Source organism: Paenalkalicoccus suaedae (genome assembly GCF_006965545.2).
GTDB classification, from domain to species: Bacteria; Bacillota; Bacilli; order Bacillales; family Salisediminibacteriaceae; genus Paenalkalicoccus; species Paenalkalicoccus suaedae.
Map to the genome: position 1 here is coordinate 1502318 of NZ_CP041372.2, position 19161 is coordinate 1521478.

A 19161-nucleotide genomic window follows, 5' to 3' on the forward strand; every position below is an offset into this window, starting at 1 on the left:
AATTAACCGCACGTCACTCAACGCAAAAAAGCTGGAACAAAATGATTGCTTTTGTCCCAGCCCTTTTACATTAGTTCTATCCAACGTACGTGTTTACTTTTTGATCTTACCTGACCATTTGCGGAAGCCGCCTTTTAACATATAAATGTCTTCAGCGCCACGTTTTTTGTTAATAATTTTAGATGCTTGTACACTACGAGAGCCGTTTTGGCAGTACAGGTATACTGGTTTATCCGGTCTGATTTCTGTGTTACGCATACGAAGCTGGGAAAGAGGGATGTTTCTTGCGCCTAAAATATGTCCAGTTTGGAACTCTCGCTCTTCACGAACATCAATTAACTGCGCTTTACGATAGTTCTTCGTAAACTCTTCTTGCTCAATGGTGGTTAAAAAGCTAGGCTTTTTAAGTCTAAATAAAATAAATGCCACTAACAATAAGGTGATTCCAATATAAACCCAAAGCATACTGCCACTCCTTTATAATTACATATCCACTTCAAATGATATACATAAATCAGCCATCATGCAATGGGTAGAGACTTGTTTTGCGTATAAATTCTCGATGATGTAAAATGAGGGGGCAAAGGAGTTGGATGTAATTGGATAAATGGATATTTATAGATTCAGAAAAGCAAGAGCCTAGTTACAATATGGCTCTGGATGAAAAACTAATGGACTGGCATCGTGAAGGCAAGATTCCACCGGCAATCCGTTTTTATGAATGGGACCCGGCAACCTTATCGCTCGGCTATTTCCAACGAGTAGAACGAGATATTGATTTAGAGGCTGTGAAACGGCATGAGGTTGGCTTCATTAGACGACCAACTGGTGGAAGAGCTGTATTACATGAAGATGAACTTACATATAGCATTATCGTTTCAGAAGACCACGAAGGGATCCCGCTTCACGTGACAGAGGCCTATCGTGTTCTTTCAGAAGGACTTTTAGTAGGGTTCCGTGATTTAGGACTAGATGCTGAATTTTCGATCCCACGGACACAAGAAGAGCGAGACGCATTAAAGAATCCGAGGTCAGCAGTTTGCTTTGATGCACCTTCCTGGTACGAAATGGTGGTAGCCGGTCGTAAAATTGCTGGTAGTGCTCAAACTAGGCAAAACGGAGTTGTACTACAACACGGGTCGATCATTCGTTCTATCAATGAAGAAAAGCTGTTTGATATGTTTAAATTTAAAAATGAGCGACTAAGGCAACGCATGCAGGAGGGATTTAAAAAGAAGGCAACGCCAATATGTGATTTGCTCGAAGTAACACCGTCAATCTCAGTGATGAAGCAGGCTTTTCGCGATGGGTTTGAGAGAGCACTAAATATTTCGTTAGTAGACTACGCGTTAACACGAGAGCAAGAAGATGAGGTGCATCATTTAGCAGAGAAAAAATATCGCTCTGATGCATGGACCTACAAATATTAAAATGGCTGAGAGTAAATAACGTAGTAATGGCTAAAATAATGAGAGAAATTAATCTATCATGAGCTAATAAGTTATTTCACCCTCATTTTGAGTGTTTTTTACTTTCTTGTATTCTTCAAATTGTGCTAAGATAAGACTCGTACTTACAGCGACAAGAGGAATAATTTGTCTATTCCTATGAAAGAAAATGAAAATAATAATTCCCCTTCATTAGTGTTTACAAAGCTATAAGAAGTGGTATAAAATTAAATACAGACGCTACATATTGTGATAAAGTATATCTACAACACAATATGTAGCTTTTTTCATGGTCGATAGTAGTAAGTGAATGGAAAGGGAGCGAAGAAACATGACAACTTTTATGTCAGAAAAACGCATTAACGTAGAGCAACTAAATAAAGATATTGAGCAATTTCCGCAGGTGTTCCCTATTACACCCGATATGCACCGTAAACAAAGCGGGGTATCACGTTTAGTTATGTTAGATCGCTACACGTTTAAGGACACAGAAAAAAAGACACTAAAAGAGGGCGATTTTGTCGTATTAACCGTTAAATCAGACCCTAAGTTCCCAGCTCGTGGATATGGATTTGTAGTCGAGGTTGATTGGACGGAAAGTAAAGCTAAAATTGCTGTCGATGAAGAATTCCAAGCCGTATTAGATGATCCAGAAGAGAAGCGAACTGGTATCGTAGAGCGACCGCTTGCAACAATCGACAAGCCGCTTGAAGTATACTACGAGCAAATCGCCAAGCGTAACGCCCTTGGACTTGCATCCGTGGAGCAGGAAGAAGATACAAGACAAGAGTGGTTTGAAAAGTTTTATCACGAGCTAGTGCATATGAATTTTGTCCCCGCAGGACGAGTTCTTTACGGAGCAGGAGCAGGAACAGACGTTACGTATTTCAATTGTTACGTCATGCCTTTTATTGAAGACTCTAGAGAAGGTATTTCTGATCACCGTAAGCAAGTAATGGAAATAATGAGTCGTGGTGGCGGAGTTGGTACAAATGGCTCTACACTAAGACCTCGTAATACACTTGCGAGAGGGGTAAACGGCAAATCATCTGGGTCGGTATCTTGGCTTGACGATATTGCAAAGCTTACTCACTTAGTTGAACAAGGCGGCTCAAGACGTGGTGCCCAGATGATTATGCTCGCAGACTGGCATCCTGATATCTTAGAATTTATTATATCTAAAATGCAAAATCCTCGTATCTTACGTTACCTACTAGAAAACACGGAGGATGGACAAATTCGTGAATTAATCTCGGACAAGCTGAAATTTACTCCATTCACGGAGATTGAAGAAGCAATGTATCAAAGCATCGTAAACTACAAGCATATTGAAGGACAGGGTGGATTTGATCCAAAAGTTATTCGAGATGCAGAAGAAAAGCTCCGCACAGGGGGAACGTACTCCGTTAACAATGCGGAGTTCCTAACAGGAGCAAATATTTCTGTTTGTATTACAAAGGAATTCATGGAAGCTGTTGAAAAGGACGAAGATTATGCACTTCGCTTCCCTGATGTAGAGAACTACACAGCAGAAGAAATGAAAGCCTATAATAGAGAGTGGCAGGAATACGGTGACGTTCGCGAGTGGGAAGCACTTGGGTTTGGAGTTCGCACATATCGATCTATTAAAGCAAAAGAGCTTTGGAATTTAATAAATGTTTGTGCGACGTATTCTGCAGAGCCTGGAATCTTCTTTATTGATAATGCAAATGAGATGACGAACGCGCAAGCATATGGTCAAAAGGTTGTCGCGACAAATCCTTGTGGAGAGCAACCATTAGCTCCTTACTCTGTTTGTAACTTAGCTGCGGTGAACCTTTCTGAAATGGCTGATTTAACAACGAAGCAGGTAGATTTTGAGAAGCTTAAGCAAACGGTAGCAACTGGAGTAAGAATGCAAGATAACGTTATTGATGCTACTCCTTACTTCCTCGAGGATAATACGAAGCAGGCTAAAGGAGAGCGACGTGTCGGATTAGGTGTTATGGGACTTCACGATTTACTCATCCACACGGAGACTGTATATGGATCAGATGAAGGGAACGAGCTAGTAGACAAAGTCTTCGAAACAATTGCAACTACTGCTTACCGCACAAGTGTTGAGCTTGCTAAAGAAAAAGGCTCATTCCCTTATTTAGTCGGTGGCAACGAGGAAGAAACAGCTCACCTTCGTGAGAAATTTACGCAAACTGGTTATATGAAAAAGATGCCTGAGGATATCAAACAAGGAATTCTTGAGCAGGGTATCCGCAACTCTCATTTATTAACTGTTGCACCAACAGGGTCTACAGGAACGATGGTAGGAGTTTCAACTGGACTCGAGCCTTACTTCTCCTTCTCTTACTTTAGAAGCGGTCGTTTAGGTAAATTTATTGAGGTGAAAGCTGAAATTCTACAACGCTACTTAGATAATCATCCTGAGACAGATCCAAATAATTTACCTGAATGGTTTGTGTCTAGTATGGATCTATCTCCAGAAGCGCATGCGGACGTGCAATGTGTGATTCAAAAATGGGTGGATAGCTCATTAAGTAAAACTGTTAACGCACCTAAAGGATATACGGTCGATCAAGTAAAGAGCGTATACGAGCGTTTGTATCGTGGAGGAGCTAAAGGTGGTACGGTTTACGTAGATGGTAGCCGTGACTCTCAAGTATTAACGCTAAAAGCAGAAGAAAACGATAGCTACGCGGTCGATTTAACTGGTGGCGAAGCAGTCGATGAAAAGAAAAAACAGGTAGTGTTGATCGAAACCATTAAAGATGTAAGATCTACTTCCGTTACGTATGGTAGTGAGGTAGGCGATACTTGTCCAGTGTGTAGACAAGGGACAGTAGAAGAAATTGGTGGCTGTAATACGTGTACAAACTGCAGTGCCCAGTTAAAGTGTGGCCTTTAACAAATAGATTTATCGAGTGAACGTTTAGGTTAATAGAAGCTGTTAGAGGGTGAGGCTGATATTCGGCTTCACCCTCTTTGTATGTAACGATGATCATTCCTTGGTAGAATGGAGTAGAAACGAGATAGATTCGTATACCAACACTAGTAGTAAATGACAATCAGATGCACAAGGAGGAACTAATAATGGCAGACAGTATTATTTTTGATTTAGATGGTACAATCTGGGACTCTATTGACACAGTTATACTTGCTTGGAATGAGACACTAAAGCAGAGCGACCATACAGAGAAGCAAGTAACTCGTCATGATTTTGAGGACACCATGGGTCTGACAATGACAGATATCGGTAAGAAGCTGTTCCCAGAATTAGAGGAGCAAGCGCAGATTTCCTTACTCGAGAAATGTGGAAAAGCGGAGAATGGGTATATAAGACAACGTGGAGGAGCCCTCTATCCTAACGTGGAGAAAATCCTAGATGAATTATCGTCCTCTTACAAGCTATTTATCGTGAGTAACTGTCAGGATGGCTACATTGAAGCATTTTTTGATTATCATAGGCTTGGTCATCTCTTCCAAGATTACGAAAACCCTGGAAGGACCGGTCTTCCTAAAGGGGATAATATAAAACTTATCGTAGAGCGAAATCAACTAGTTAGTCCAATTTATGTAGGAGATACAGTTGGAGACGCAAATGCATCTAAGGACGCTAACGTTCCTTTCGTTTATGCAAAGTATGGTTTTGGTAACGTAGCAGAATTTGATGCTTCTATTGATGACTTTAATGAATTATTAACGCTTGATTACACGACATTAGCTAAGTGATATGCTAATAGGCAAAGGCGTTTGACTGCGCTTCTCGAGGCAAATCTTTACCAACCTCGTCCTGTATTCCAAAAGGCAAGTATAGTATACTAATGGTACAAGCTATAACTTGGAGGAAGATGAATGCCTACACCTAGCATGGAAGATTATCTAGAACGAATATACTTACTAATTGATGAAAAGGGGTACGCAAGAGTTTCGGACATAGCAGATGCGCTCGAGGTCCATCCTTCCTCAGTGACTAAAATGGTCCAAAAGCTTGATGCTAACGAATACCTTGTATACGAAAAGTATCGTGGACTCATGCTTACATCTAAAGGTAAAAAAATAGGAAAGCGCCTCGTATATCGTCATGAACTTCTTGAGGAATTCATGAGGATTATAGGAGTTGATGATGCAAGGATTTATGTTGATGTTGAAGGAATCGAACATCATCTTAGCTGGGAAGCGATTGATCGAATTGGGGACTTAGTTCAATACTTTGAAGAGGATACCTCGAGGCTAGATCAATTAAGAAATGTACAAAAAGATAATGAAAATAAAGACTAGGATAAGCTTTGTACTCATATATATGGGTGCAAAGCTTTTTGTTTTGTGAGGGGGTGCAAAAAGTGTTGGTAGATGCAGTATTTGCAGGTGGAGGAGTCAGAGCAATTGCGTTTGCTGGGGCATTGGAAGAAATGGTGAAGCGTCAGATTTACGTCAAGCGCGCTGCAGGTACAAGTGCTGGAGCACTTACCGCTGCACTTATCATTGCAGGGTATAAGCCTCACGAATTAAATGCCATCATTTATGAATTAAAGGGAGAAGAGTTATTAGATGCAAGACCGCAGGCAGTAAAAACACCATGGTTAAAATGGATGCAAGTATATAAATACATGGGTCTTTATAAAGGAAATGCATTAGAAAAGTGGATTGCAGATAAATTAAAAAAGAAGGGGATTCGGACATTTGGAGATGTAGAAAAAGATTCACTGAAAATTGTCGGATCTGATTTAACGAATGGACGATTTATCGTATTCCCAGATGATTTAGCTGACTATGGAATCGACCCGGACTCTTTTCCAATTGCAAGAGCCATTAGGATGAGCTGTAGTCTTCCTTTCTTTTTTGAGCCTGTTCTACTTAGAGGGAAAAAGGGGAACTCGTGGATTGTAGATGGAGGAGTGTTAAGTAACTTTCCGATGTGGCTTTTTGAGAATAGACTATGGGAGGAACGAAAAAGACCTGTAATTGGGATGCAACTCGTATCGAATAAAACAATGGAACCTGCCGTTATTGATAATGGCTTACAGCTACTTCAAGCAATAATCGAAACGATGAGAAGAGCGCATGATCAGCGATATGTAGACGAAGCTTTTGCTAAGAATGTAATATTCATTCCAGTAGCAGATGTAAAAGCTACTGCCTTTTCGCTCACAGAAAAAGAGAGACTCTCGTTATTCTTAGAGGGAGAAAAGGCAGCTAAAGAGTTTTTGGTGGATAAAAACTGGTTATAACCATTAACTGATTGTATGTTCGTTTCCTTGCTTAGTAGCAAGGTTTAGTAGCAGGAGTACAAATGGAACAATAAACATCATCCAAAAGCCAATAACAATTCCTATACTTAATTCCATAAAAGGAATATGTGCAATGGCAGGACGAAGAAAATAAAGAAGTGGAACCACTAGAACTGCAATTAGTGAAAAACCAATAACGGCACTCTTAGCATCGAAGGTTAATTCAAGGCGAAGCTTATATCTTTCTATCGTATATCCGATTCCAGCACCAAGTAAAATACCAGGCAAGAGAATTAAGTATGGCATGCCTGCAAGTAAAAGCATTAAAAATACGGGGAGTATGATCGCAAAGACTAAAACCAGGGGTTCTGGCATGGAGCCTAACCAATCTAGATTACGATAAAAAACAAAGCTTATAAAACCGCCGATTAAGATCCCAAATGCAATGGAGAATACGGATGCTTGAAAGACAAATAAATATAAGAGGCTAATAGCTAATGCAATGAATAATAAAATGAAGCCAGTCGAGCGTTTTTCGATTAAAGGAAATAGAAATGCAAGTAGTGTCATGGTTGCTTGGATATGAGGGTGTGTAAATGGAACACTCTCAGTGGCAGTTGCGAAAGCCGGGAAATAAAGTAAAATAGCGTAACCAATTGAAAGAGAAAGAATGGTTAAATAAAGTACTTCAAAGCCTGCACGTTTATATTTTGCAATATATATATATCCAGCTACTAAAAGCCAGATGATAAACAATGCTTCAGACCAAACGTGGGTCGTATAAACCGTCCCTAACATGCATCTCCCTCCTTTATATAAAAGAAAAAAGCCAAGCGTTTAAAATAATGCTCGGCTCTTTTTCTTGTTCTTTTTTCCCTCAATGACAGTCAGCTTAACGTCCGATTGACGACGCATGATAGGCTTAGACTGAGAGTTCTTTTTTCGTTCCTTTTGTTTTGCTTTTAAGGATGTTGGTTTCTTCTTTGTAGGCGGTTGTTTTTGAGCTGCTACAGCTGCTCGGTAAGGAGCTTGATCACGACCACCCATCATTCGTGGCTGAAGGAATTTCGTAAAAACAAAATAAAGGATTGCAATAAATCCTATTGCAAGAAAAATAGATGTAATGAAGCTCCAAGGGTTATTCGCAATTCCCAATAGTGCAAAACCCAAAATAACTACTACGACAGGCCCCCATGATTTCTTTTTCATACCATACACCTCCATGATGATCACTCGTATTGTAAAACGTGAAGGATTGACGATCTCTATATACATAATTCGATAAGAATTAGCCCAATACCTTCTTCTGCCTACTTCTAAACTTACTATTCCCTAAAAGATTATCTTTTACACGTAATTATGCAATCTACGTATAGTAATTTCCACTCTTGCAGATAGTATAGTCAGAGGTGATAAAGGTGGAAAAGCAAATAATTTCTTTCCCTATGAATGTAACATTGATCGGTCTATTTGGTGGGCTGTTTTTTAGTTTACTTGGATATGCAGCATACTATTTTCATTTTACAGAAGTAGGACCAGGGTTAACTATTTCTATGTGGATGTCAGAAGAATTTGAACCAACTGCATTAGGTGAGTGGATTAGCGTATTCTTAAACGGAATATTAGGTATAGGCGCCGCATTTCTATACAGGGTATTATTTATTCGATTTAAAGGCCCAACCGCAGGAGTCTTCTACGGAGTTATACTGTGGGTTATCATCTTTCAGTTTATTAGTCCTCTTTTCCCAGCAATAAAAGGTATTTTATCTATGAGCTTTCATTCGATTGTGACAACGTTATGTCTTTATATTGTATTCGGATTATTCGTCGGATACTCGGTATCTTTTGACTATCATGAGAGATTGAAATCCGAAGAGCTATCCAAGAAAGAGGAGCTATGGTAAAATGTTCGTTGTGACAGTTGATTAGACGTTGTTTATTGATTCGGAGGGTTTTATGAATATTCTACTATTAAATGGACCTAACTTAAACCGCTTAGGCAAACGAGAGCCTAATGTCTATGGTACCGATACATTAGAGGACCTTGAATCACGAGTGACCGAACACGCAAAGCAACATAAGGCGGCGATTGTCTGTAGGCAGTCAAATGTAGAAGGGGAACTGATAAATTGGATCCATGAAGCGTCGGCGGACGCGATTATCATTAACCCGGGAGCGTTTACTCACTATAGCTATGCTATTAGAGACGCTATTGCAAGCGTAGACATACCCGCCATAGAAGTACATATCTCAAATATCCATAAGCGAGAAGAATTTCGTCATACATCCGTAACAGCCCCAGTCTGTATTGGTCAAATAAGTGGATTTGGGTTTGATGGATACATCATGGCGATTGACTATTTAATTAGGGGGAATGAGGCATGACAAAGCTCGATAAATTAAGAAGTCAGTTTGATGAACATTCTATTGATGGAATGATTATCACAAGCCCTGTTAACAGACAGTACATAACTGGATTCACAGGATCTGCTGGTATTGCGCTACTATCTAAAAACGAAGCGAGACTCATCACTGATTTTAGATATACAGACCAAGCAAACGAGCAGGCACAAGGGTTTACGATCGTTAAACATACAGCTTCTATTTTTGAAGAAGTAGCCAAGCAAGCAAAAGAGTTAGGTATCTCAAAATTAGGCTTCGAACAAGACGTCGTTAGTTACTCTCATTTTAGCATTTTTAAGAAAACAGTAGAGGCAGAACTCGTTCCAGTAAGCGGACTAATAGAGAATTTGCGTCAAATTAAGACAGACGAGGAGATCTCCATTATCCAAGAAGCAGTAGACATTGCGGATAAGGCATTCTCACACATTCAGTCTTACATCAAAGCTGGCGTAAAAGAAATTGATATTTCTAATGAGCTTGAATTCTTTATGAGAAAGCAAGGAGCTGTCTCATCATCCTTTGATATTATCGTCGCTTCTGGATACCGATCTGCTTTACCTCACGGAGTTGCAAGCGATAAAGTGATGGAGCGTGGTGAGCTTGTCACGTTAGACTTTGGTGCCTACTACAAAGGTTATTGCTCAGATATTACACGAACAGTCGCAATTGGAGAACCGTCTGACGAGCTTCGTAACATTTACAATATTGTTCTTGAAGCGCAGCTTAGAGGAGTAAACGGTATTAAGCCTGGTTTAACTGGAGTAGAGGCAGATGCCCTTACGAGAGATTATATTAAGGAGCAAGGATATGGGGAGCAGTTTGGTCATTCAACAGGTCATGGACTTGGTATGGAAGTACATGAAGCTCCTGGATTATCATTTAAATCCAATAACGTACTAAAAGAAGGTATGATCGTAACTGTTGAGCCTGGTATCTATGTATCTGGACTTGGTGGTACTCGTATTGAAGATGATATTTTAATTACGAAGGATGGTAATCGCATTCTTTCAAACTCAACAAAAGAACTACTTATTCTTGGTGAATAATTAATAAATAGGAGGAAATCAACATGATTTCAGTAAACGATTTAAAGACAGGATTAACAATTGAAGTAGATAATGATATTTGGTCCGTATTAGAATTCCAACACGTAAAACCAGGTAAAGGTGCAGCCTTTGTGCGTACGAAGCTTAGAAGCCTTCGAAGCGGTGGTATTCAAGAAAAAACTTTCCGCGCAGGTGAAAAAGTAGGAAAAGCACACATTGAAAATAGTAAAATGCAGTATCTATATTCTAACGGTGATCAGCATGCGTTTATGAATACGTCTAGCTATGAGCAGATCGAATTAAGCACAGAGCAAATCAAATCTCAGCTTCGCTTCCTGAAAGAGAACATGGAAGTAAGTGTACTTCAGTATGGTACAGAGATCCTTGGGGTAGAGCCTCCTAACACGGTTCAGCTTGAAGTAACAGAAACAGAGCCAGGAATTAAAGGAGATACAGCATCTGGTGGTACGAAGCCTGCGACTCTTGAGACTGGTCTAACGGTTCAAGTTCCTTTCTTCGTTAACCAAGGAGACGTTCTTATTATTGACACTCGCGAAGGAAAATATGTCTCTCGCGCGTAGGTGATCATTCACTTTTTAAAATAAAAGGCTAAGGCAGCTATTTTCAGCATGCCTTAGCCTTTTTTATGCTTTTAAACAGCATTCAACTTTAGCACATAAAAGAAAATAGCTATCCATAAAGTCAGGTAACCAACTATGTGTAAAAGCCCGTTAACCAATCTTGGTAAACGGGCTTTTACGTGTTTTTAAGAGCATTCATGCTAGTGTGATTAAAAGTGCCCGTTAATCAGTCTCCGTAAGTGAGTTCTATTACCATCCTATTATTTAAAGACATGCTTTTTCTCATCGCGCATAGAGTGAAGGTAAGAGGAGGTGGAAAGTATCATGGAGGAAGTATTAGATGTCCTACCACATAACCTTCAGGCATATATTCAAACCCTTGATCAGGACGAGCTACTTCAAATCGAAGAGATCAGATTGAGAGTTGGTTACCCTCCAATATTAGTTCCGCTAAACCACTCCCTACCCTTTATCGTGTCAGAAAAAGACATTGAGCTTTGTTTATCTCAAATAAGTAATCATTCGTTTTATCGATTAGAAGATGAGCTCAAACAGGGCTTCATTACGTTAAAAGGAGGCCATCGTGTCGGTCTCGCAGGTAGCGTCATCATCGATAACAGTGTCTATAAAGGGATACGTACCATTAGTTCAATAAATATCCGAATTGCAAAAGAGACAAACCTGCATCAAAGTGCTGTGATCCATATGTTAAAAAAACGAGGATGGCCGAGTACGCTAGTAATCGGTCCGCCACGCTCCGGTAAAACGACTTTTTTACGAGCGATGGCACAGGCGTGTGCATCTCAGTATATTCATTCTTTGACGATTATAGATGAACGTTCAGAAATAGCTGCTATGTCTGAAGGGAAGTCCGTATACACATTGCCCCATGTAGATGTTTTAGACAGATGCCCAAAAGCAATCGGCATTATGATGGCGATTCGTTCACTTAGTCCATCTATCATTTTAGTGGATGAGATCGGATCTACTCAAGATAAAGAAGCTATTCAAGAAGCTTGTTTTGCTGGTGTTACTGTTTGGGCAAGTGCTCATGGAAGGGACGTCCAAGACGTGAAAAAGCGAAAATCAATAGGTGAGCTACTTAGCAACCAAGCTTTTGCTTATATCGTTGAACTAGACGCAAACAAAACAAGCACATTGATTAAGGTAAAGTCATGAGTACATTAATTGGTGCAAGCCTCATTATGCTTACGTGTAGCGTGATCGGCCTAGAATTCGCTAAAAGGTTGGACAAGCGATGCATTCTACTAGAAGATTGGCTATTCATTCTCTCTTATATGACAGCAGAAATATCGTATAATCAAAAGCCAATTTTACATATTTGTGAAGAGTTGGCGAAGAAAACGAAAGAGGTAAACGCAAGCTTTTTCTTCAAACTATCACGTAATCTTCAACAATGTAAGCACGAATTATTTGCTGAATTGTGGGAGAAAGAGTTGATAGCCTGGGGGAAAAAAACAGATTTAAAAGAAAAGGATTTATATATCCTCCTGCAAATAGGTCGTTACTTAGGTAAGTACGATCGAGTGAATCACGATAAACACGCAGAGCTAATGAAGGATTCCGTAAAAGAGCGATTGACCAACGCATATACAGAAAAGGAGAAGTATGCAACAGTCTATAGAAGTTTTGGCGTATTAGGAGGGATGATGGTGATTTTACTTCTTCTTTAATAGAAAGGAGCCTTACATGTACTACGATGTTCAACTCATCTTTCAGATTGCTGGAATCGGAATCGTTGTTGCAATGATTCACACCATTTTAAAACAAATGGGCAAAGAGGATATAGCCAATTGGGTAACTTTACTGGCATTCGTTATTGTATTAATCATGGTAGCTTCTGCAATTGAGGAGTTATTTCAAACGATTAAATCCGTCTTTTTGTTCAAGTAAGGAGGGTAACGGTGAATGCACTTTCCATAATTGGAATCTGTTTGGCATCAACCATGTTCATTCTATTAATTCGAGAGAAAACGCCTGTTTTTGCTGTGCTTTTAACTGTTGCAACTGGCGTTTTAGTCCTTCTTCAATTAATGGAGCCCGTTCGAATTGTGGCAGAGTTTATGATGAACCTATCTAAACAGGTCGATTTACAGGCAGTCTATTTAGATCAAATTTTAAAAATCATTGGAATCGCATATTTAGCAGAATTTGCAGCTCAGATCGCTCAAGATGCTGGACAAGGAGCAATGGCAAAAAAAATTGAGTTAACAGGGAAGCTTAGTATCCTCCTGCTAGCACTGCCAATTCTTTCTTATTTAATTGAAACGGTTTTGACACTACTTCCCACAGGGTTTGCCTTATGATGAACACCTTACCTACTGACGAAGGAACAGACGTTTTAGATGACCTGTGGACAGATCTACATACAGATTATGGGCAGCTCTTTACAGAGTTAACGAAGCCCGATTGGCATGATCTTTCCTCTTGGAGTTTTCAAGAGCTTCTCCACATGCTACCAGCTATATTTATGCACGAAGTTACGCAACAGCTATTCTCATTGAGTACAATTTTTGTTTTAGCCATTCTCGGCACAATCATGCTTCATCTACATCAGTCAGTGTCTACATTCAGAACGAGTGCAATTGCTGCAACCGTTATTAACCTTCTATTACTCACAATGGTATTACATAGCTTTATGCTCGTAACATCATATATTGAGCAAACAATTGCTGTAATGGGACATTTTTTAGTAGCATTTTTACCCTACTTTTTATTTCTATTAGTGTCTGTCGGGGGATTTACATCCGCTGCCTTTTTTCATCCTACGATTTTATTGTTCATCCAAACTAGTAGCTGGTATATGACGACCATTGTCTTTCCGCTCGTCCTCCTACACACAATTATAAGCGCTCTCGGCAGTATCTCAGAGACGATTAAACTTACAAAGCTCGCATCCTTACTTCGATCATTAGCAATAACAGCACTTCTCCTTTTTATGACTGTGTTTATAGGTGTGATGTCTGTACAAGGTGCTGCTACTACCGTAACCGACGGTCTTGCGATAAGGACGTTAAAGTTTGTCTCTTCAAACGCTGTTCCAGTAGTAGGGAGAGTCTTTACAGATGCGGCCGAAACAATGGTGAATGCCTCTTTACTAGTAAAAAATACAGTTGGACTTTTTGCTCTATTATTACTTTTATTAGTTGTACTGTTACCAGCAATAAAAATTGCCATTATCGCATGCATGTATTATGCAATGGCAGCAGTAGTTGAACCACTTGGTGGCAATAAAATCGCAACTGTTCTAGCAGAAATTAGTAAAAGTATTTTACTCCTTTTTGCCTCCCTATTAGTTGTAACCTTTATGTTCTTTTTAGCTATTGTCATCATTATTATCTCTGGTAATGCAAACGTCATGCTGCGTTAAAGGAGGGTGCTATGAGTGCATGGATCATGTCGATTGTGACATTAATCGTATCAGTTATTATGCTGGAGCTTCTTATCCCGAATTCGACGTATCAGCCTTATATTCGGTTTGTAATCGGCATCTTAGTTATCCTCGTACTGATACAACCGATTATCATGCTCGTAGATGAAGGCTTCCAGGATCGTTTCGTTTTAGAAGAATCATTTTATATAGAAAAGGAGGAATTAGTTGATACCTCTATTGCATATATATCAGAGGAAGTCGAACAAGCTCTACTAAAAGAAGTACCCGAAGAGGTAAAGAATGATGTGACCGATGTCACGATCATAACGAAAGCAACTACCTGGGACGAGTGGCTTCAAAAACTCGAGTCAGTCACCGTGCATGTACATCGCCATAGCGAAAGAAGTAAGGAAGAGATAACAGACATACTCGCCAGGGATTGGGAGCTACCTCGGGAGTTAATAATTGTGCAGGAGGGGGGATGACTGTGCCAGTGCTCCCATTAAAGCAACTAGGTAAAAAACAGCGACTTTACTTATTAATAAGCCTTTTATGCATCGGGATTATCCTCATGATCCTAAGCTTTACTCCTGAAAGGTCCAACGAGAGTCAAACCGCTCATGAAATCGAACAGGAAGAAGCGACGATGGAAGAAAGGCTTCAGGATATGCTTGAAGGAGTTCTCGGAATCAGTAATGTAACAGTTTTTATAACGTTAGAGGGCTCAGGTCGAAACGAATTCGAGAAGAATAAACAAAAAAGCACCTCACAGTCTAGAGAGCAACTGCAAGAGGGTGGAATGAGAGTTACTACAGACGAAAAAATAGACGAGCAATTAATTACTGTACGAGAGGATAAAGGAGAGTCCCCTGTATTAATCGAGCATCATTATCCAGAGATCAGAGGGGTTCTCATTACCGCTAATGGAGTGGAAGATATAAACAGTAGAACGTGGATTATCGAAGCGGTTAGTCGAGCACTAGATGTATCCACACACAGAATTTCTGTAATGCCTAAAAAAAGGGAGGAATAAGCATGGCAATGAAGAGACAAACAATTTGGCTGTTTACGATGTTAAGTCTTGCAGTCGTACTATCTGTTTATTACTTAACTGGTGAGCAGGCATCATTTAAACAGTCAGCATTGCAAGAAGTAGAGGAATTAGAAAATATTCAGGAAGAACCAACAGAAGAGGTTTTTAGCCCTACAGAAAATGATATGTTTCAATCTATCCGTTTGCAACGTCAAGATACTCGAGGTAGATTACACGATGAGTTTGTTAGCGTAATCGGTGAACCAGAAACAGATTCAGAAGCTCAGGTCGAAGCGCTTGATAAAATGGAGGCGTTGCAAGAGCTAAGTCAAAAGGAACTTACGTTAGAAACTCTACTCATTTCAAAAGGCTATGAAGATGCTCTAGTCATGACGAACGACTCTCAGGTGAATGTCTATGTTAAAACGGACATGCTATCAAAAGAGCAGGTAGCCGAAATTAACCAGCTAACCTTTGACCATTTAGGTATATCCTCCATACGAGTAGGCTATCATCAATAAGAGCAATTAAAACGTGCTAAAAGGTTTCGACCTCATTAGCACGTTTTTTATCAGTTGCTGTGTGCAACGTTTGCTTATAATGGTATAATGACGAAATGAATGGTCATAAAAGACCTCTATGATTCGTTAAGGGAGAGATTTACATGGAATGGTCAGAACTAACAGAAGGTGCGAAAGCCGTACTTGAACAAACGCGTAATATTAAAAACGATAAAATCCAAATTGTTGAATTTGAAGTAGGTTTTGTGCAGGATCCTGAGACTGCAGATGGTGAACCTGTATCAATTCAAGAAGAGGACTATACGAGTTTAAAAAAATATACGCAGGATAATGAATATGGCGAGAAATACCATATGGCACGTAATCGCGATACAGTAAAAATTATTATTTTAGAAGATGGGAAGATCCCTGATAACTTGTCTGACTATCCGATCTTTAGAGAATATAAAACACCAGTGGAGTAATAAGAAGGTAAGAAGGCTAGCTTTGGTTTAAAGTAAAGTCTAGCCTTCTTTTGTGTCACACTTTGTTACCGCTTTCAAAAATAATGAAATGACTTCTCAAATAAAAAAGGTTTTCAATTAGCTAGTTTTAAGGTAGCATATTTTTAGGACTACATCATAAGAGATCCTAATAAAAAGATGTCTAGATGATGCCTACATATTAGATTGGAGTGATTCGAGTGTTAAAAATTCAAGAAATCCGCGAGTTAATAAAGCTCATCGATGATTCCAGTATTGATGAATTTAAATACGAACAAAACGGTGCTAAGATAACGATGCGTAAGGGAGGGGTGACGCAAGTCGTTCATCCAGAGCCCAAGGTAGTAACGGCTAAGCCCGCAGAACAAACACAGGTAGAGGCTCCTGTAGCAACTAAACAAGCGCAGGCTCAGCCAGAGGTTACTAGTAAACCTGATACAAGTGGACTACATGCTATCAAGTCACCAATGGTAGGTACGTTTTACCAGTCGCCTTCACCAGATGCGGACCCTTATGTAGAGACTGGATCAAAGGTTAAAAAGGATGCAGTTGTGTGTATTGTTGAGGCAATGAAGCTTATGAACGAAATTGAAGCAGAAGTTAGCGGAGAAATCGTAGAGGTTTTAGTTGAGAATGGCCAATTAGTTGAGTATGGTCAAGAGCTATTCCTCGTTAAGCCAGAGTAGGGGTGTAGGACATGCTAAAAAAAGTATTAATTGCAAATAGAGGAGAAATTGCGGTTCGAATTATTCGTGCTTGCAAAGAGTTAGGAATTGAGACAGTTGCTATTTTTTCTGAAGCAGATGCGGATGCCTTACATGTAAGGTTAGCAGACGAAGCATATTGTATCGGCCCTACTTCATCTAGCGAAAGCTATTTAAACTTTACGAATATCATGAGTGTAGCTACACTGACTCAGGTCGATGGCATTCATCCAGGCTACGGATTTTTATCTGAAAACGCAGACTTCGCTGAGATTTGCGCAGCTTGTAACATTACGTTTATCGGCCCAAGTCCGGAAGCAATTAGTCGAATGGGTACAAAAGACGTGGCTAGAAAGACAATGGAAGAAGCGGGTGTTCCGGTCGTTCCAGGATCTGATGGCATCATTCAGTCCATTGAGCACGGTGTGGAAGTTGCTGAAGGGATAGGCTACCCAGTGATTATTAAAGCAACAGCTGGCGGTGGCGGTAAAGGAATTCGCGTAGCACGTGATGAGGAATCGCTTAAAAAAGGCATTTCTGTGACTCAAAAAGAAGCCAAAGCAAATTTCGGTAACGCTGGTGTTTACTTAGAGAAGTACATCGAAGACTTCCGCCATGTTGAAATACAAGTACTAGCTGATAATCATGGGAATGTCATTCATTTAGGAGAGCGCGACTGCACGATCCAACGCCGCCTTCAAAAGCTTGTTGAAGAATCTCCATCGCCTGCATTAACAGCAGAGGTGCGTGAGCAAATGGGGAATGCGGCAGTCCGTGCGGCAGAAGCTGTATCATACAGTGGAGCCGGAACGATCGAATTTATTTATGATCATAATGATCAATCATTTTATTTCATGGAAATGAATACTCGTATCCAAGTAGAGCATCCTGTCACAGAAATGGTGACTGGAGTTGACCTCATTAAAGAGCAACTTCTAGTTGCATCAGGGGAGACATTAACGTATTCTCAAGAGGAGATTACGTTTAACGGGTGGTCCATTGAGTGCAGAATTAATGCAGAGGATCCATTTAAAAACTTCATGCCTTCTCCTGGTAAGATTAACTTCTACTTACCACCAGGAGGATTAGGAGTACGTGTAGATAGTGCAGCTTTCCCTGGCTATATGATTAGTCCTTTTTATGATTCTATGATATCGAAGTTGATTGTACATGGTAAGGACCGTGCGGAAGCTGTAGCAAAAATGCAACGTGCCCTATCGGAATTTGTTATTGAAGGGGTTCACACGACTATTCCTTTCCACGAACGATTATTTGAGCATGAGGTTTTCCGCAAGGGAGATTTCAATACAAAATTCCTTGAAACGTATCCGATCAAACCGGCTGAGGAGGCTCATCATGACTGATAATCATCAAATTGAAATGGCGAAAGACAAAGAGCAACTAGGCAACGTAGAAATCTCTCCAGAGGTTATTGAAGTAATTGCAGGAATCGCTGCTTCTGAGATCGATGGCGTGGCTGCTTTACGAGGTAACTTTGCAGCTGGAGTCGCAGAGCGTTTATCGCGAAAAAGTGCTCATAGTAAAGGTGTAAAGGTAGAACTTACAGAGAAGGGTGTTAAAATTGACGTGTATGTTGTCACTCAATTCGGTTTTTCGATCCCTGACGTAGGTAAAAAAGTGCAGGAGAATATCGTCCAGACGTTATCTACAATGACTGCGATCGATGTTGTCGGCACAGATGTTCACATTACAGGTGTGCAATTTGAGCAAAAACAAGAGCTAGATGAGAAGAAAAAACCTCAAGCAAACTAAGCTTGTATAAGAAGAGGCTACCATATTGTCAATTCGACTTTAGGTAGCCTTCTTTTTTGTGTCTGCTAATGCAGATGCGCGCTAGGTGTGCTATTATTTAATACGTGATGAAACAGGTGGGTAGTCTAAAGACTATCCTACGTAAAAGGAGAATGAAAATGAATCGAAGAATTGCACGAATAAAGACTGTTCAGGCATTGTATCAAATTGAAATGACCGGAGTAGAGCCTGAAGAAGCGATCTCCTCTACCTTACAAGACGGAGAAGTTGCAGATGAGTTTTTACATGGATTAGTAGATGGAACGCTTGAAAACCAGGATGAGATCGATGGATATTTAGAGGCTGCACTTGAGCACTGGGCATTAAATCGTTTGTCTCGCGTAGACCGCGCTATTTTACGCCTTTGTGTTTACGAAATGAAGTACGTGGATGATGTACCAATTAATGTGAGTATTAACGAAGCTATTGACTTGGCTAAGGGATTTAACCCTGAACCGGATGCAGGTAAATTTGTTAATGGCGTGGTATCAAAAGTAGCACAACAACTTTCATAA

At 40.0% G+C, this 19161-nt stretch carries 25 protein-coding genes; 22 read left to right on the forward strand and 3 right to left on the reverse strand.

What is annotated here, in order from left to right; translation table 11 throughout:
• Positions 1–93: 93 nt before the first annotated feature.
• Positions 94–465, reverse strand: coding sequence for a rhodanese-like domain-containing protein (locus FLK61_RS08140; protein WP_176008978.1), 372 nt, complete (start codon positions 463–465; stop codon positions 94–96).
• 185 nt (positions 466–650) lie between these two features.
• Between FLK61_RS08140 and FLK61_RS08145 the strand changes: the two genes are divergently transcribed.
• From FLK61_RS08145 to FLK61_RS08165, 5 genes are all read left to right on the forward strand, one after another.
• Positions 651–1430, forward strand: coding sequence for a lipoate--protein ligase family protein (locus FLK61_RS08145; protein ID WP_176011179.1), 780 nt, complete (start codon positions 651–653; stop codon positions 1428–1430).
• Positions 1431–1779: 349 nt separating this feature from the next.
• Positions 1780–4347 carry a vitamin B12-dependent ribonucleotide reductase gene (locus FLK61_RS08150; protein WP_176008979.1) on the forward strand — a complete coding sequence of 856 codons (2568 nt, stop codon included), beginning with the start codon at positions 1780–1782 and terminating at the stop codon, positions 4345–4347.
• A gap of 185 nt (positions 4348–4532) precedes the next feature.
• Positions 4533–5171: an HAD family hydrolase gene (locus FLK61_RS08155; RefSeq protein ID WP_217706311.1), complete on the forward strand. Its 639-nt coding sequence runs from the start codon at positions 4533–4535 to the stop codon at positions 5169–5171.
• A gap of 123 nt (positions 5172–5294) precedes the next feature.
• Entirely contained in the window at positions 5295–5720 is a 426-nt protein-coding gene (gene mntR, locus FLK61_RS08160) for a transcriptional regulator MntR (RefSeq protein WP_176008981.1), read from the forward strand.
• A 62-nt stretch (positions 5721–5782) separates the two neighbouring features.
• Complete coding sequence (locus FLK61_RS08165; RefSeq protein ID WP_176008982.1) at positions 5783–6670, forward strand: patatin-like phospholipase family protein; 888 nt, start codon at positions 5783–5785, stop codon at positions 6668–6670.
• Positions 6671–6673: 3 nt separating this feature from the next.
• Here the strand turns inward: FLK61_RS08165 and FLK61_RS08170 are convergent, their stop codons facing one another.
• Both FLK61_RS08170 and FLK61_RS08175 read right to left on the reverse strand, forming a co-directional pair.
• Entirely contained in the window at positions 6674–7468 is a 795-nt protein-coding gene (locus FLK61_RS08170; protein WP_176008983.1) for a hypothetical protein, read from the reverse strand.
• A 39-nt stretch (positions 7469–7507) separates the two neighbouring features.
• A complete protein-coding gene (locus FLK61_RS08175; RefSeq protein WP_176008984.1) occupies positions 7508–7879 on the reverse strand; it encodes an SA1362 family protein in 372 nt (123 codons plus the stop codon).
• Positions 7880–8088: 209 nt separating this feature from the next.
• Between FLK61_RS08175 and FLK61_RS08180 the strand changes: the two genes are divergently transcribed.
• The 17 genes from FLK61_RS08180 to nusB all read left to right on the forward strand — a co-directional run bounded on the left by FLK61_RS08180 (position 8089) and on the right by nusB (position 19161).
• The gene (locus FLK61_RS08180) at positions 8089–8574 is read left to right on the forward strand and encodes a YqhR family membrane protein (protein ID WP_176008985.1); all 486 of its coding nucleotides are present in this window, start codon (positions 8089–8091) and stop codon (positions 8572–8574) included.
• 52 nt (positions 8575–8626) lie between these two features.
• Positions 8627–9055: a type II 3-dehydroquinate dehydratase gene (gene aroQ, locus FLK61_RS08185; protein ID WP_176008986.1), complete on the forward strand. Its 429-nt coding sequence runs from the start codon at positions 8627–8629 to the stop codon at positions 9053–9055.
• Positions 9052–10119: a M24 family metallopeptidase gene (locus tag FLK61_RS08190; RefSeq protein WP_176008987.1), complete on the forward strand. Its 1068-nt coding sequence runs from the start codon at positions 9052–9054 to the stop codon at positions 10117–10119. The genes aroQ and FLK61_RS08190 overlap by 4 nt, the downstream gene beginning before the upstream one ends.
• A 23-nt stretch (positions 10120–10142) precedes the next feature.
• Positions 10143–10700: an elongation factor P gene (efp, locus tag FLK61_RS08195; RefSeq protein ID WP_176008988.1), complete on the forward strand. Its 558-nt coding sequence runs from the start codon at positions 10143–10145 to the stop codon at positions 10698–10700.
• Between the two features lie 324 nt (positions 10701–11024).
• On the forward strand, positions 11025–11879 hold the full coding sequence (locus FLK61_RS08200) for an AAA family ATPase (RefSeq protein WP_176008989.1): 855 nt from the start codon (positions 11025–11027) through the stop codon (positions 11877–11879).
• Positions 11876–12394, forward strand: a complete 519-nt coding sequence (locus tag FLK61_RS08205; protein WP_176008990.1) for a stage III sporulation protein AB — start codon at positions 11876–11878, stop codon at positions 12392–12394. The genes FLK61_RS08200 and FLK61_RS08205 overlap by 4 nt, the downstream gene beginning before the upstream one ends.
• 16 nt (positions 12395–12410) lie before the next feature.
• Positions 12411–12614, forward strand: coding sequence for a stage III sporulation protein AC (gene spoIIIAC / locus FLK61_RS08210; RefSeq protein ID WP_176008991.1), 204 nt, complete (start codon positions 12411–12413; stop codon positions 12612–12614).
• Positions 12615–12625: 11 nt separating this feature from the next.
• On the forward strand, positions 12626–13027 hold the full coding sequence (gene spoIIIAD, locus FLK61_RS08215; RefSeq protein ID WP_249777700.1) for a stage III sporulation protein AD: 402 nt from the start codon (positions 12626–12628) through the stop codon (positions 13025–13027).
• Entirely contained in the window at positions 13024–14091 is a 1068-nt protein-coding gene (gene spoIIIAE, locus FLK61_RS08220; protein ID WP_176008992.1) for a stage III sporulation protein AE, read from the forward strand. The genes spoIIIAD and spoIIIAE overlap by 4 nt, the downstream gene beginning before the upstream one ends.
• Before the next feature lie 11 nt (positions 14092–14102).
• A complete protein-coding gene (locus tag FLK61_RS08225; RefSeq protein WP_176008993.1) occupies positions 14103–14579 on the forward strand; it encodes a stage III sporulation protein AF in 477 nt (158 codons plus the stop codon).
• Entirely contained in the window at positions 14576–15127 is a 552-nt protein-coding gene (locus FLK61_RS08230) for a hypothetical protein (protein WP_176008994.1), read from the forward strand. The genes FLK61_RS08225 and FLK61_RS08230 overlap by 4 nt, the downstream gene beginning before the upstream one ends.
• Positions 15128–15129: 2 nt before the next feature.
• Positions 15130–15648, forward strand: a complete 519-nt coding sequence (locus FLK61_RS08235; RefSeq protein WP_176008995.1) for a SpoIIIAH-like family protein — start codon at positions 15130–15132, stop codon at positions 15646–15648.
• 143 nt (positions 15649–15791) lie between these two features.
• Positions 15792–16112 carry a hypothetical protein gene (locus FLK61_RS08240; RefSeq protein ID WP_176008996.1) on the forward strand — a complete coding sequence of 107 codons (321 nt, stop codon included), beginning with the start codon at positions 15792–15794 and terminating at the stop codon, positions 16110–16112.
• A gap of 218 nt (positions 16113–16330) precedes the next feature.
• A complete protein-coding gene (accB, locus tag FLK61_RS08245; protein WP_176008997.1) occupies positions 16331–16816 on the forward strand; it encodes an acetyl-CoA carboxylase biotin carboxyl carrier protein in 486 nt (161 codons plus the stop codon).
• Positions 16817–16827: 11 nt separating this feature from the next.
• A complete protein-coding gene (accC, locus tag FLK61_RS08250) occupies positions 16828–18198 on the forward strand; it encodes an acetyl-CoA carboxylase biotin carboxylase subunit (protein ID WP_176008998.1) in 1371 nt (456 codons plus the stop codon).
• A complete protein-coding gene (locus FLK61_RS08255) occupies positions 18191–18607 on the forward strand; it encodes an Asp23/Gls24 family envelope stress response protein (protein ID WP_176008999.1) in 417 nt (138 codons plus the stop codon). Before accC ends, FLK61_RS08255 begins: the two co-directional genes overlap by 8 nt.
• A 158-nt stretch (positions 18608–18765) precedes the next feature.
• Positions 18766–19161: a transcription antitermination factor NusB gene (nusB, locus tag FLK61_RS08260; protein ID WP_176009000.1), complete on the forward strand. Its 396-nt coding sequence runs from the start codon at positions 18766–18768 to the stop codon at positions 19159–19161.

Coding starts and splice junctions, on each gene's coding strand:
- FLK61_RS08240 (WP_176008996.1), top strand. CDS start 15,792: ATGGAATGGTCAGAACTAACAGAAGGTGCGAAAGCCGTACTTGAACAA.
- FLK61_RS08190 (WP_176008987.1), top strand. CDS start 9,052: ATGACAAAGCTCGATAAATTAAGAAGTCAGTTTGATGAACATTCTATT.
- FLK61_RS08255 (WP_176008999.1), top strand. CDS start 18,191: ATGACTGATAATCATCAAATTGAAATGGCGAAAGACAAAGAGCAACTA.
- spoIIIAE (WP_176008992.1), top strand. CDS start 13,024: ATGATGAACACCTTACCTACTGACGAAGGAACAGACGTTTTAGATGAC.
- FLK61_RS08235 (WP_176008995.1), top strand. CDS start 15,130: ATGGCAATGAAGAGACAAACAATTTGGCTGTTTACGATGTTAAGTCTT.
- FLK61_RS08155 (WP_217706311.1), top strand. CDS start 4,533: ATGGCAGACAGTATTATTTTTGATTTAGATGGTACAATCTGGGACTCT.
- FLK61_RS08205 (WP_176008990.1), top strand. CDS start 11,876: ATGAGTACATTAATTGGTGCAAGCCTCATTATGCTTACGTGTAGCGTG.
- FLK61_RS08140 (WP_176008978.1), bottom strand. CDS start 465: ATGCTTTGGGTTTATATTGGAATCACCTTATTGTTAGTGGCATTTATT.
- mntR (WP_176008981.1), top strand. CDS start 5,295: ATGCCTACACCTAGCATGGAAGATTATCTAGAACGAATATACTTACTA.
- FLK61_RS08150 (WP_176008979.1), top strand. CDS start 1,780: ATGACAACTTTTATGTCAGAAAAACGCATTAACGTAGAGCAACTAAAT.
- FLK61_RS08225 (WP_176008993.1), top strand. CDS start 14,103: ATGAGTGCATGGATCATGTCGATTGTGACATTAATCGTATCAGTTATT.
- FLK61_RS08175 (WP_176008984.1), bottom strand. CDS start 7,879: ATGAAAAAGAAATCATGGGGGCCTGTCGTAGTAGTTATTTTGGGTTTT.
- spoIIIAC (WP_176008991.1), top strand. CDS start 12,411: ATGTACTACGATGTTCAACTCATCTTTCAGATTGCTGGAATCGGAATC.
- FLK61_RS08170 (WP_176008983.1), bottom strand. CDS start 7,468: ATGTTAGGGACGGTTTATACGACCCACGTTTGGTCTGAAGCATTGTTT.
- efp (WP_176008988.1), top strand. CDS start 10,143: ATGATTTCAGTAAACGATTTAAAGACAGGATTAACAATTGAAGTAGAT.
- FLK61_RS08230 (WP_176008994.1), top strand. CDS start 14,576: ATGACTGTGCCAGTGCTCCCATTAAAGCAACTAGGTAAAAAACAGCGA.
- FLK61_RS08145 (WP_176011179.1), top strand. CDS start 651: ATGGCTCTGGATGAAAAACTAATGGACTGGCATCGTGAAGGCAAGATT.
- nusB (WP_176009000.1), top strand. CDS start 18,766: ATGAATCGAAGAATTGCACGAATAAAGACTGTTCAGGCATTGTATCAA.
- accC (WP_176008998.1), top strand. CDS start 16,828: ATGCTAAAAAAAGTATTAATTGCAAATAGAGGAGAAATTGCGGTTCGA.
- FLK61_RS08200 (WP_176008989.1), top strand. CDS start 11,025: ATGGAGGAAGTATTAGATGTCCTACCACATAACCTTCAGGCATATATT.
- aroQ (WP_176008986.1), top strand. CDS start 8,627: ATGAATATTCTACTATTAAATGGACCTAACTTAAACCGCTTAGGCAAA.